This is a genomic window from Actinomadura parmotrematis, assembly GCF_019458805.1.
Lineage (GTDB): Bacteria > Actinomycetota > Actinomycetes > Streptosporangiales > Streptosporangiaceae > Spirillospora > Spirillospora parmotrematis.
The window spans coordinates 1-11923 of sequence record NZ_JAIBOA010000030.1 but is presented as its reverse complement, the minus strand read 5'-3'; the positions used below and the strand labels follow the sequence as shown (position 1 = coordinate 11923).

Sequence of the window (11923 nt, the reverse complement as noted above, 5' to 3'; positions counted from 1 at the left end):
CACCACCGGACGAGTGTCGCTAACCTCGTGTTTCACACCGCTCGCGGCGTTCGCTCCGCGGACGGCCCGCGCCCGACCTATCCAGCCAGGAGGATCCGCTGTCCAGGCGAGCACTCATCACCGGCATCACCGGGCAGGACGGCTCGTACCTGGCCGAGCATCTGCTCGCCCTGGGGTATGAGGTCTGGGGCCTGGTGCGAGGTCAGGCGAACCCGCACGTGTCGCGGCTGCGCAAGCACATCGGCGACGTGCAGATCACCACCGGCGACCTGCTCGACCAGGGCAGCCTGATCTCCGCGGTGGAGCGCGTGCAGCCCGACGAGGTCTACAACCTGGGGGCCATCTCCTACGTGCCGATGTCGTGGCAGCAGGCCGAGCTGACCGCCGAGGTGACCGGCATGGGGGTGCTGCGGACGCTGGAGGCCATCCGGGTGGTGTCGGGGATCAGCCCGTCGCGCACGCCGGGCGGCGAGCAGATCCGCTTCTACCAGGCGTCGTCGTCGGAGATGTTCGGCATGGTCCGCGAGACCCCGCAGAACGAGAAGACGCCGTTCCACCCGCGCAGCCCCTACGGCGTGGCCAAGACCTACGGGCACTACATCACCCAGAACTACCGCGAGTCCTACGGGATGTTCGCGGTGAGCGGGATCCTGTTCAACCACGAGTCGCCGCGCCGCGGGGCCGAGTTCGTCACCCGCAAGGTCACCCTGGGCGCCGCGCGCATCAAGCTCGGGCTCGCCTCGGAGCTGCGGCTCGGCAACCTGGAGGCGCGCCGCGACTGGGGCTTCGCCGGCGACTACGCCCGCGCGATGCAGCTGATGCTGGCGCAGGAGACCCCCGAGGACTACGTCATCGGCACCGGGCAGACCCAGTCGGTGCGCGAGCTGGTGGAGTTCGCCTTCACCAGCGCCGGCCTGGACTGGCAGGAGCACGTGGTGCTGGACGACAGGTACACCCGGCCCGCCGAGGTGGACCTGCTCTGCGCCGACCCCAAGAAGGCGCGCGAGCAGCTCGGCTGGGAGCCGCGGGTCACCTTCGAGGAGCTGGTGACCATGATGGTGGACTCCGACCTGCGCCTGCTCGGCGGGTCGGCCCGGCCCGAGGACGAGCCGTTCAGCCCGGACCACTGGTGAGCCGGTGATCGGCGCCGTGCGACGATGCTCGCATGGCTCTCTGTGAACACGTGACGGACCTGCCCGACGTCGACCCGGCGCCCCGCACCCCGCAGGGGTGCGAGGAGTGCCTGGCCGAGGGCACCCGGTGGGTCCACCTGCGGCTCTGCCTGGCCTGCGGGCACGTCGGGTGCTGCGACTCCTCCCCCATGAAGCACGCCAGCGCGCACTTCCACAAGGAGGGGCACCCGATCGTCCGCTCGTTCGAGCCGGGCGAGGACTGGCGCTGGTGCTTCGTCGACGAGCTGATCGTCTGACGCGCGCGGGATCTCCGCCCGTCTTCTGCCGCTTCGCAACGGTCGTCCCGCCCGTTCGGCGATTCCCCGGGCCGATTCCGGCTATGTCCAAGACCGGAAGGGTTCGTTGTCATACGGTCGTGGCATGAATCTGCGGCAGCTGCGCTACGTCGTGGCGACCGCCGACCACGGCACCATGACGTCGGCGGCTCAGGCTCTCTACGTCGCCCAGCCCGCGCTGTCGCGGGCGGTGCGCGAGCTGGAGCGCGAGCTCGGCGTCGAGCTGTTCGCCCGGTCGGGGCGCGGCGTGGTGCTCACCGCGCTGGGCGAGCAGGTGGTGCGGCAGGCGCGGGTCGCGCTGGAGGCGGTGGAGGCCATCGAGGGCCTGTCGGTCGCCAAGGCCAACGGGCGCGGCGCCGAGCTGCGCATCGCCACCACCGGCTCGCTGGAGCCCGAGCTGACCGGGCGCCTCATCCCCCGCTTCGCCCGCGAGCAGCAGGCGGTACGGGTGCGGGTGATCCGCTGCGCGGGCCGGGACGCGGTGGCCGGGGCGCTGCGCGCGGGCCGCGCCGACCTCGCGCTCACCGACCTGCCGGTGCCCGGCGACCTGTCCGCGCACCCCTTCGAGCAGCGCGAGGTGGTGCTCATCTCGCCGCCGTCGCTCCGGCTGCGCGAGCCGGTGCCGCCCGCCGCCCTGGACGGCCTGCGGCTGGTGCTGCCGGCGCGCGGCGGCGCCCGCCGCGCCGAGATCGACGCGCTGCTGGAGCGGGTCGGCGCGACGCCGGTGGCGGCCGTGGAGTCCGACGAGCGCGGCGCCTGGCTCGGCCTGGTGCGCGCGGGCATGGGCTCGCTGCTCTGGTACCGCAACCAGCTCGACGACACCGCGGGCCTCGCCGTCCGCTCCTTCATGCCCCCGATCACCCGGATGATCGGGCTGGTGCACGCGCACCGGCAGCTGCCGCCGGTCGCGCGCGAGTTCCTGGCGTTCGCCAAGGAGACCGCCCGCGAGGGGCAGCGCCGCGACCCCCACCGCGACGCCCACCGCGACGCCCGCTGACCTGCCCGTCCGGCGGGCGGCGCCGCGCATGCCATGATCGTGGGCGTGGGAGCTACACACGCACTCTGGCTGCTGGCGATCCCGGTCTGCGCGATCGCCGTCGCCGCCCTCGCCCGGCGGTTCGGCACGCCCGCCCCGCTCGCCCTGGTCATCGCGGGCCTGGTGGTGTCCTTCCTGCCGGGGGTGCCGGAGTTCGAGCTGGAACCCGAGATCGTGCTGTACGTGTTCCTGCCGCCGCTGCTGTTCTCGGCGGCGTGGCAGAGCTCGTACTACAACATGCGCGACAACGTCCGCTCGATCGGGGCCCTGTCGGTCGGGCTGGTGCTGTTCAGCACGCTGCTGGTCGGGTTCGCCGCGTACTGGCTGGTGCCCGACCTGCCGCTCGCCCCCGCGCTCGTGCTCGGCGCCATCCTGGCGCCGCCGGACGCGGTCGCGGCGGTCAGCGTCGCGCAGCGGCTCGGGCTGCCGCGGCGCCTGGTGACGATCCTGGTCGGCGAGAGCCTGTTCAACGACGCGACCGCGCTCACGGTGTTCCGCGTCGCGCTCGCGGCGGCGGTCGGCACCGGCTTCAGCCTCGCCGAGGGCGCCGGCCGGTTCCTGTACGCGGCCGTCGCGGGCGCCGTCGTCGGGCTGCTGCTCGGGCCGCCGCTGCACTGGCTGCGCACCCGGCTGAACGACCCGCTGGTGGAGAACTCGGTGGCGCTCGCCGCGCCCTTCGCCGCCTACCTGATCGCCGAGCTGGTGCACGCCTCGGGCGTCATCGCGGTCGTGGTGAGCGGCCTGTACCTCGGGCACCGGTTCACCGACTCCCCGGCGATCACCCGGCTCATCGGCCACTCCTTCTGGAAGGTGATGGTCTTCATCCTGGAGTCGGTGGTGTTCCTGCTGATCGGCCTGCAGCTCCCGCCGGTGCTGGACGGCCTGTCGGACCGCGGCTGGGGCAGCCTGGCCTGGTGGGCGGCCGCGGTGTTCGGCGTGACCGTCCTCGCCCGCTTCCTGTGGGTGGTGGCCACGTCCTACCTGCCGCTCTGGTCGGGCCGGGGCGAGGAGCGGTGGGCGCCGGACTGGCGCGGCCGGGTGGTGATCGGCTGGGCGGGGATGCGGGGCGTGGTGTCGCTGGCGGCGGCGTTCGCGATCCCGTTCGTCACCTCGGCGGGCGACCCGTTCCCCGGCCGCGACCTGGTGCTGTTCCTCACCTTCACCACCGTGCTCGCCACGCTGCTGGTGCAGGGCCTGACGTTCCCGGCGCTGATCCGGCGGATGCGCGTCGGCGGCGGCCGCGAGCGCTACGCCGACACCGTCGCCGAGGCGGGGGCGCAGCACGCCGCGGCGCGGGCCGCGCTGGACCGCCTGGAGGAGCTCACCCGCGACGACGGCGCCCTGGACGCCGATGTGGTGGAGCGCCTGCGCACCCTCGCCGAGCAGAACCAGCTGCGCGCCTGGGAGCGGCTCGGCGGCGGCACGGGGCAGGACGGCGCGGAGGTGCCGTCGGCGACCTACCGGCGGCTGCGGCGCGAGATGCTGGCCGCCGAGCGCGCGACGTTCGTGCGGATGCGCGACGAGCGCCGCATCGACGACGAGGTGCTGGAGCGCGTCCTGCACGAGCTGGACCTGGAGGAGGTCTCGCTCGCCCGCGACTGACCCCCGTGGCCCCGCGCGGCGCCCGGCCGCCGCCCCCGGCCGCTCAGATGCCGTTGAGGGGCTTGTCGGGCAGCTCGACGGCGTAGGACTCCTTCACCACGTCCAGGTGGTGCCAGGACTCGCTGACGGTGGCGCCCGGCACCGCGCGGACGGCGTCGAGCACCGCGACCAGCTCGGCGCGCGAGGCGGCCTCGGCCTGCCCGACGATGTCGTAGCGGCCGAAGCCGGTGGCCAGGTAGCGCACGCCCTCCTGCCGGGCGACGGCCTCGGCGACGCGGCGCAGCCCGCCGGTCACCACGAGCCCGAAGCCGCCGAGCTCGGCGGCGCCGAGCGCGAGCGGGTCGGCGAGGCCGGTGACCTGGATGACGCCGGTGCGCATGAGCCGCACCACGCGGGCGCGGGTGGCGGCCTGCGACAGGCCGATGATGCCGGCGAGGCGGGTGTAGGGGGCGCGGCCGTCGCGCTGGAGCTCCTGCAGGAGCCGCCAGTCGATGTCGTCGAGGGTGATCTCGCCGAGGTCGCGGACGACGGCGTGGGTGTCGCGGACGGTGGCGACCGAGCGGAACACCTCGGCGGAGCGGACGCCGGGCACCGACCGGATGTGGTCGACCTCGGCGGCGAGCGCGGCGTCGTCGCGGGTGCGCACCTGCGCGACCAGGTCGCAGCGGCCTGCGGTGAGCGCGGTGAAGCTGACGGCGGGCCGCTCGGCGACGGCGGCGGCGGCCTCGCGCGCCGAGCCGTCCACGGTGACCGACACGTGCCCGATGGCCTCGGCGCCGACGACGGCGGCGTGCACGATGCCCACCACCCGCACCACCTGCGTCTCCAGCAGGTTCTGCACCCGCGCCCGCACGGCGGTGCGGGAGAGTCCGACCCGGTCGGCGAGCGCCTGGAAGGTCGCCCTGCCGTCCCGCTGGAGCTCGCGGACTAGCACGGCGTCGACCGCATCCAGCACGGCTCTCCTCCTCGACAGGCAGTGATCGATCGGTTTGTCGGCAACTGCAAGATCATTCCATTTCCGGGCGGTATCCCGTCAAATATTGATCCTGCTCGTGTTCCGCCCGGCCCGGCGCGAACGAAGCGTCGGCGCGCGGACGTTCGGGCGACGAATTCACCGCGGGGTCGCGCGGGCCGGGAGCGCAACGCGGACGGCCGGCGGCCGCGCGCGGCCCGCTGCACTGTCACGGAGCGATACCGGTAGGGGTGTCGATGATCACGGCGGCGGCCCGGCGGGGCGACCGGCGCGCGGGCAGGGGACGCCGGGAATGCGTGCGTGACCTGCATGCGCTACTCCCGGTGTTCTGCTGTGTCGCCGCGGCGGCGGACGGCCCCGCCTCCGCGGCTCATGTAAGAAAAGTGCATCGGGCGCGCGACAACGTCAAGAGGTGACTTTACAGAGAGCTAAACCTCACGTTGCTTGCGATTCCACAATCCTCAGTACCGTGGCGGCCGGTGACGGTGCGCGACCGCCCCCGTGTCCAGCCCCATGCCCGCTCCGTGTCCGCTCCCGACCCGACGGCGAACTACCGCACCGGATGGGGCATTGGTCCGAGCATCTGCGGGTATGGCTCACAATGTACGGTGGCCCAGCCACTTTGATCCGCGATTGGTGTGTAGAACAGCCGTGCGCCTGTTGAACGGTGAGCCTGCCGCTCACGACCTCACCTACAACGACGTCTTCATGGTGCCCCGCCGCTCCGCGGTGGGGTCCCGGCTGGAGGTCGACCTGTCCACGGCCGACGGCAGCGGGACGACGATCCCGCTCGTCGTGGCCAACATGACGGCGGTCTCCGGCCGGCGGATGGCCGAGACGGTCGCCCGCCGCGGCGGCATCGCCGTCCTGCCGCAGGACATCCCGGCCGACGTCGTCGCCGACGTCGTCTCCTGGGTGAAGACCCGCGATCTGGTGGTGGACACCGCGGTGCGGCTCACCCCGGACGCCACCGTGGGCGAGGCGGTCGCGCTGCTGCCCAAGCGCGCCTACGGCGCCGTCGTGGTGGTCGAGGACGGCCGCCCGGTCGGCGTGGTGACCGAGCCCGACTGCCAGGACGTGGACCGCTTCGCGGCGCTGCGCGATGTCATGTCCCGCGACCTGGTGACGCTGCCCGCCGGGCTGGACCCGCGCGAGGCGTTCTCCCGCATGCACGAGCGCGGCCACCGGCTGGCGCCCGTGGTGGACGGCGACGGCGCCCTGGTCGGCGTCCTCACCCGCACCGGCGCGCTGCGCTCCACCCTGTACTCCCCCGCCGTGGACGCCGCCGGCCGGCTGCGCGTCGCGGCCGCGGTCGGGGTGAACGGCGACGTCGCCGGCAAGGCCAAGGCGCTGCTGGAGGCGGGCGCCGACCTGCTGGTGGTCGACACCGCGCACGGCCACCAGGAGAAGATGATCTCCGCGCTGGCCGCGGTGCGCGGCCTGGACCCGCAGGTGCCGGTCGTGGCGGGCAACGTGGTGACCGCCGAGGGCACCCGCGACCTGATCGAGGCGGGCGCCGACATCGTCAAGGTCGGCGTCGGGCCGGGCGCGATGTGCACGACGCGGATGATGACCGGCGTCGGCCGCCCGCAGTTCTCCGCCGTCCTGGAGTGCGCCGCCGAGGCGCGCCGGCTCGGCCGGCACGTGTGGGCCGACGGCGGCGTCCGCCACCCGCGCGACGTCGCGCTGGCGCTCGCCGCGGGCGCCGCCAACGTGATGGTGGGCTCCTGGTTCGCCGGCACCTACGAGTCGCCCGGCGACCTCATGCGCACCGCCGACGGGCGGCTGTACAAGGAGAGCTTCGGGATGGCGTCGGCGCGCGCGGTGCGCCACCGCACCGCCGACGAGTCCCCCTTCGACCGCGCCCGCAAGGCCTTGTTCGAGGAGGGCATCTCCACCTCGCGCATGTTCCTGGACCCGCAGCGGCCGGGCGTGGAGGACCTGGTGGACTCGATCGTGGCGGGCGTGCGCAGCTCCTTCACCTACGCGGGCGCGCGCACCCTGGAGGAGTTCCACGAGCGCGCGGTGATCGGCGTCCAGGGCTCCGCGGGCTACGCCGAGGGCATGCCGCTGGCGACGAGCTGGTGAGGCGTCCGGGCCCCGGCGCCGCCCCGTGGCGCCGGGCCCCGGCGGCCGTTCCCCCAGCGGCCGCCCGCTCGCGGCAAGGTCCGCCCCCGCGCGGACGCCGCCGGTTCTTTTTTCGGTCAATCCCCGCCCTCGGGCAGGCCGGGCGCCGCACTTGATCAACGCCTCGGGGAAGGTGAAGAATGCGGAGGTTCACCGGGGGACGGACCACCGCACTCCGGTGTCGATCGGGACCAGAAGGGTACCGATGGACCGCACCACCTCGAAACATCCGCTGCACTGATCAGAACCACAGCCCGCATTCGGTCGATCACCACCGCAACCCGCCCCCGGTCTTGCGCGTCCACAATGTAGGTCAGGGCCTGAAAGAACCGTGCTTGGGGGATCGGAGCGTCAATGGCGAACAGCACGGCCAGCAGGCCCGCCCCGGACGGCGAGGCCGGCGAGGCCCCGCCCGGCGCAGGGGCCCGGCACGGCCTGCCGCGCGCGCTCGCGCTGACGCTCGCCTCGGCGGCGGTGTGGGGCGTGGCGCATCTGGCGGCGGGCCGCCGCTGGGCCGGCGGGCTGCTGATGGCGGCCTACGCGGCGCTCGTCGCCGCCCTCGCCGTGGTCGCCACGCTCTTCCAGGACCATCTGGTGAACCTGGCGGTCCGGCCGGACTGGCTGTCGGGCATCGCGATCGGCATCGCGGCGGTCGGGCTCGTCTGGATCGCGGTCGTGGTGCGGTCCTACCAGGTGGTGCGCCCCGACGGGATGCGGCCGCAGGCGCAGCTGGCGGGGATCACCGCGGTGGCGGTGCTCTGCGCGGCCGTGGCGGCGCCGACGGCGTGGGCCTCGCGCAACACCTACCTGTACCGCGACGCGCTCACCAGCATCTTCCACGCCGGCGGCAAGGGCTCGCGGCACATCAGCGGCGACGACCCCTGGGCCGGCCGCGCGCGCGTCAACGTCCTGCTGCTCGGCGGGGACGCGGCGGCCAACCGGGAGGGCGTGCGCACCGACAGCGTGACGCTGGCGAGCGTGGACACCGCCACCGGCGACACCGTCCTGGTCAGCCTGCCGCGCAACCTGGAGAACGTGCCGCTGCCGCCCGGCCCGGCCCGCGACCGGTTCCCCGACGGGTTCACCGGCGAGGGCCCCGGGACGCCGGGCCTGCTGAACGAGATCTTCCAGTACGCCGAGGACCACCCCGAGATCGACCCGGGGGTGGCCAAGAAGCACCGCGGCCCCGACATCTTGAAGCGGACGGTCGCCGGCGTCCTCGGGCAGCCGGTGGACTACTACATCCTGGTGGACATGTTCGGGTTCGCCGACATCGTGGACGCGATGGGCGGCGTGAAGATCCGGATCACCCAGCCCATCCCCTACGGCCTGCAGGGCGGGGTGCTGCAGCCCGGCTACCGGGTGCTCGGCGGCAAGGAGGCGCTCTGGTACGGGCGGTCGCGCACCGACAGCGACGACTACACCCGGATGGGGCGGCAGAAGTGCCTGATGCGGGCGATCGCGCAGCAGGCCGACCCCGAGACGGTGCTCCGCAAGTTCGACAAGCTGGCCGCGGCGACCAAGCGGGCGATCTCCACCGACATCCCGCAGGAGCTGCTGCCGGCGCTGATCACGCTGTCGGGCAAGGTGAAGGACGGCGCCAAGATCAGCAGCCTGCCGTTCGTGCCGCCGCTCATCTACACCGGCGACCCCGACTACCCGCTGATCCGGCGGCTGACCGCCAAGGCGCTCGCGCCCGCGGCGGGGCCGACGCCGGGCGCGGCGCTCGCGTCGGCGTCGCCGGGGCCGGTCTCCTCGGCGACGGCCTCCGGCGGGCCGTCCGCGTCCGGCGAGCCGTCGGCGTCGCCGTCGCCGCAGAAGAGCGACATCACCGGCGGCGCCGGCGGCGGCAAGCCCGCGAACGCCGGCACCAAGCCGCTCGACCTCGGGGCGTCCTGCCCGTCCTGACGCCGTCTTGACGCCGCCGACGCCGGGACGTGCCGCGCCCGGCGTCGGCGGCCGCGGCGGCCGGGGCCGCGCGCAGGGTGGATGATGGACGGGCACGGGAACGGTCCACCGACGGAGAGGGCGGCTGCTGGTGCCGGAGATCGACGGCTGTGACGCCTTCCGCGTGGCGATGCCGCGCGGGCGGCGGCCGGAGAGCGTCCTCGTCCGGCTGACCGGCGCCGACGGCGCGGTCGGCTGGGGGGAGGCACCGGTGCCGGGGCGCGCCGCGGACGCGGTGTGGGCCGACGTCGCCGAGCGGCTCGGGCCGGCGCTCCTCGGGCTCGCCTGGGACCGCCCCGAGGACGTGTCGGCGGCGGCCGAGCTCGGCGGGCCCGCCGCGGCGGCGGCGATCGACACCGCCTGCTGGGACCTGTGGTGCCGGGGGCGCGGGCTGCCGCTCGCGCACGCCCTCGGCGGCACCCGCACCTCGATCGTGACGGGCGCGCGGATCTCGCCGGAGCCGCTGCTGGACACGGTGGTGGGGCGGGTCAACCGGGCCGTCGGCGCCGGGCACACGCGGGTGACGCTGGACGTGCGGCCGGGCTGGGACATCGAGCCGGTGCGGGCGATCCGGGAGGCGTATCCGGCGCTCGCGCTCGTCGCCGACGCCGGGCACTCCTACACCTCCTCCCCCGCGCACCTGGCGGCGCTGGAGGGGCTGGACGGCTACGGGGCGGTGGCGCTGCAGCGTCCCTTCGCGATCGGCGATCTCGCCGCGCACGCGCTGCTCCAGCAGCGGGTGCGGGCCGCGGTCGCCCCGGCCGTCACCGACCTGGAGACCCTGGACGCGGCGATCGAGCTCGGCGCGGGCCGCGCCCTGGACCTGCGGGCGGGGCCGCTCGGCGGCCTGACGGCCGCGCGCAGCGCGCACGACCGCGCCTACGCGGCGGGCTGGGACGTGTGGTGCACCGGCGAGGGCGCCTTCGGCGTCGGGCAGGCGGCGGCGGTCGCGCTGGCGGCGCTGCCGGGCATGACGCTGCCGAGCGAGGTGACCGACCCGGCGGGCGGCCCGGTGTTCGTGTCGCCGCCGGTCCGCTCGTCGGGCGGGGTGGTCGGGGTGCCGCTCACCCAGCCCGGCCTCGGGCACGAGGTGGACGAGGAGCGCATCGAGCGCCTCGCGACGCGGCGCCTGCGGATCGGCGCGTGAGCGCCGCCGGGGACGCGCAGGGCACGGCCTGGGTGGTGGCCGGGCCGCCGGGCGCGGGCAAGTCCACGGTCTGCGGCCTGCTGCTGGCGCGCCTGTGCCCCGTCCCGGCTCTGCTGGACAAGGACACCCTGTACGGCCCGTTCGTCGCCGCGACGCTGGCGGCCGCGGGCCGCGACCCGGGCGAGCGCGAGGGCCCCTGGTACGACGAGCACGTCAAGGCGCACGAGTACGCCGGGCTGACCGCGACGGCGCGCCAGGTGCGCGCGGCGGGCTGCCCGGTCCTGCTGAGCGGCCCGTTCACCGGGCAGATCCGCTCGCCGGAGCGGTGGGCGCGGTGGGTGCGCGAGCTCGGCGGCGGGCCGGTGCGGCTGGTGTGGATCCGCACGGACGCGGCGACGCTGCGGGCCCGGCTGACGTCGCGCGGGCTCGCGCGGGACGCGGGCAAGCTCGCCGCGTTCGCCGGCTTCGTCGAGCGGATGCGGCCGGACGAGCCGCCGCCGGTCCCCCATCTGGCGATCGACAACCGGCTGGACGCGCCGGCCGGCCTGGCCGAGCAGGTCGCCGCGCTGCCGGGCGGCTAGCGCGGGGGCGGGCCGCCCTGCTGCCACGGCGGCGGGATCTGCTGCGGCGGCCGCACGTGGATCTGCGGCGGCGGCTGGTACTGCGGCGGCGGCTGGTACTGCGCCGGGGGAAGCTGGGCGAGGGGCTGCTGGGCGGGCGGGAGCTGCGGCAGGTCCGGCTGCGCCGCCGGCAGGGCGCGGCGCTTGATGCGGCCGCCGAGGCGCCGGCCCGACGCGCCGGCCTGCCGGGCCGCCCTCCGGCCGTGCGCGGCGGCCTGCTGGGCGTGCACCGCGGCCTGCTGGGCGCGCTCGTTCTGGGCGAGGCGGGCGGCGTTGTCGCGCGCCACGCGGCGGGCGGTCTCGGTGGCGCGCTGGTAGGTGCGGGCACGGACGACGGTGGTGCCGGCGAGCAGATCGGCGACGCTGCGGCGGCGCGCCCCGGCGAGCGTCGGCAGGGCGTTCGCCGTGAACAGCGCGACGGCGGCCAGCCACAGCAGCACCGACAGCAGGAACCAGCCGTTGAGCAGCAGCACCCAGGCGAGCGCGTAGACGCCCGTCCCGGCGGCGGTGCTGACCAGGGCGCGGCGGGCGGCGCGGCCCTTGCCGACGCTGCTCCCGCCGCTCTCGCCGGCCGCCGCGGGGCGGTGGACGCGGATGTCCATGACGGCCTTGCCGACGGTGCGGCCCTTCCAGGCCGTCGCGGCGAAGTGGTAGGCCAGCTCGACCAGCACCAGCAGCAGCAGGGCCTGCTCGATGTCGGCGACGACGGTGCCCCACAGGTCGCCGCCGATCTTCCCGGCCGCGCCGCCGACGTCGCCGGCGGAGGTGGCGAGGCCGAGCACCGCCTCACCGACGCGCCACGGCACGTCCTCGACGAACTGGCCGTGCATGCGCCCCCAGGTCATCGCGGCGAGCAGGACGGCGACGGCGGCGAGGAGCGCGGCGTCGATCGTCCAGGCGGCGAGGCGGCGGCCGCGCGGGGCGGCGTCGCCGCGGTCCGGGGCGGCCGGCGGGCCGGCCGGCGGCAGCGCGGGCGGCGACACGGGAGGCAGGGCGGGGGGCA

10 protein-coding genes are annotated in these 11923 nt (G+C 75.3%); 8 read left to right on the top strand and 2 right to left on the bottom strand.

Annotated features, from left to right (window positions below):
* The first annotated feature begins 98 nt into the window (after nucleotides 1-98).
* The 4 genes from K1Y72_RS32300 (at nucleotide 99) to K1Y72_RS32285 (ending at nucleotide 4106) form a co-directional block, all read left to right on the top strand.
* Nucleotides 99-1133 carry a GDP-mannose 4,6-dehydratase gene (locus tag K1Y72_RS32300; RefSeq protein ID WP_220170391.1) on the top strand — a complete coding sequence of 345 codons (1035 nt, stop codon included), beginning with the start codon at nucleotides 99-101 and terminating at the stop codon, nucleotides 1131-1133.
* 32 nt (nucleotides 1134-1165) lie between these two features.
* Nucleotides 1166-1429, top strand: a complete 264-nt coding sequence (locus tag K1Y72_RS32295; protein ID WP_220170328.1) for a ubiquitin carboxyl-terminal hydrolase 14 — start codon at nucleotides 1166-1168, stop codon at nucleotides 1427-1429.
* 124 nt (nucleotides 1430-1553) lie between these two features.
* Complete coding sequence (locus K1Y72_RS32290; RefSeq protein WP_220170327.1) at nucleotides 1554-2465, top strand: LysR family transcriptional regulator; 912 nt, start codon at nucleotides 1554-1556, stop codon at nucleotides 2463-2465.
* A 45-nt stretch (nucleotides 2466-2510) separates the two neighbouring features.
* Nucleotides 2511-4106, top strand: coding sequence for a Na+/H+ antiporter (locus K1Y72_RS32285; RefSeq protein WP_308287328.1), 1596 nt, complete (start codon nucleotides 2511-2513; stop codon nucleotides 4104-4106).
* A gap of 43 nt (nucleotides 4107-4149) precedes the next feature.
* On the opposite strand, the gene K1Y72_RS32280 is transcribed toward K1Y72_RS32285, so the two are convergent.
* On the bottom strand, nucleotides 4150-5061 hold the full coding sequence (locus K1Y72_RS32280; RefSeq protein WP_220170325.1) for an Lrp/AsnC family transcriptional regulator: 912 nt from the start codon (nucleotides 5059-5061) through the stop codon (nucleotides 4150-4152).
* Nucleotides 5062-5730: 669 nt separating this feature from the next.
* Here K1Y72_RS32280 and K1Y72_RS32275 point away from each other — a divergent pair.
* The 4 genes from K1Y72_RS32275 (at nucleotide 5731) to K1Y72_RS32260 (ending at nucleotide 10881) form a co-directional block, all read left to right on the top strand.
* The gene (locus K1Y72_RS32275; RefSeq protein ID WP_220170324.1) at nucleotides 5731-7167 is read left to right on the top strand and encodes a GuaB1 family IMP dehydrogenase-related protein; all 1437 of its coding nucleotides are present in this window, start codon (nucleotides 5731-5733) and stop codon (nucleotides 7165-7167) included.
* Nucleotides 7168-7560: 393 nt separating this feature from the next.
* Nucleotides 7561-9114 carry an LCP family protein gene (locus K1Y72_RS32270; RefSeq protein WP_220170323.1) on the top strand — a complete coding sequence of 518 codons (1554 nt, stop codon included), beginning with the start codon at nucleotides 7561-7563 and terminating at the stop codon, nucleotides 9112-9114.
* A gap of 130 nt (nucleotides 9115-9244) precedes the next feature.
* The gene (locus K1Y72_RS32265) at nucleotides 9245-10300 is read left to right on the top strand and encodes an enolase C-terminal domain-like protein (RefSeq protein WP_220170322.1); all 1056 of its coding nucleotides are present in this window, start codon (nucleotides 9245-9247) and stop codon (nucleotides 10298-10300) included.
* On the top strand, nucleotides 10297-10881 hold the full coding sequence (locus K1Y72_RS32260) for a P-loop nucleotide/nucleoside kinase family protein (RefSeq protein ID WP_220170321.1): 585 nt from the start codon (nucleotides 10297-10299) through the stop codon (nucleotides 10879-10881). Before K1Y72_RS32265 ends, K1Y72_RS32260 begins: the two co-directional genes overlap by 4 nt.
* On the opposite strand, the gene K1Y72_RS32255 is transcribed toward K1Y72_RS32260, so the two are convergent.
* The coding region (locus K1Y72_RS32255; RefSeq protein WP_220170320.1) for an RDD family protein at nucleotides 10878-11923 on the bottom strand (1046 nt) is incomplete at its 5' end. The genes K1Y72_RS32260 and K1Y72_RS32255 overlap by 4 nt on opposite strands.

Excerpts from the sequence above, each read along its gene's own strand:
- K1Y72_RS32295 (WP_220170328.1), top strand. The coding sequence starts at position 1,166 with ATGGCTCTCTGTGAACACGTGACGGACCTGCCCGACGTCGACCCGGCG.
- K1Y72_RS32270 (WP_220170323.1), top strand. The coding sequence starts at position 7,561 with ATGGCGAACAGCACGGCCAGCAGGCCCGCCCCGGACGGCGAGGCCGGC.
- K1Y72_RS32290 (WP_220170327.1), top strand. The coding sequence starts at position 1,554 with ATGAATCTGCGGCAGCTGCGCTACGTCGTGGCGACCGCCGACCACGGC.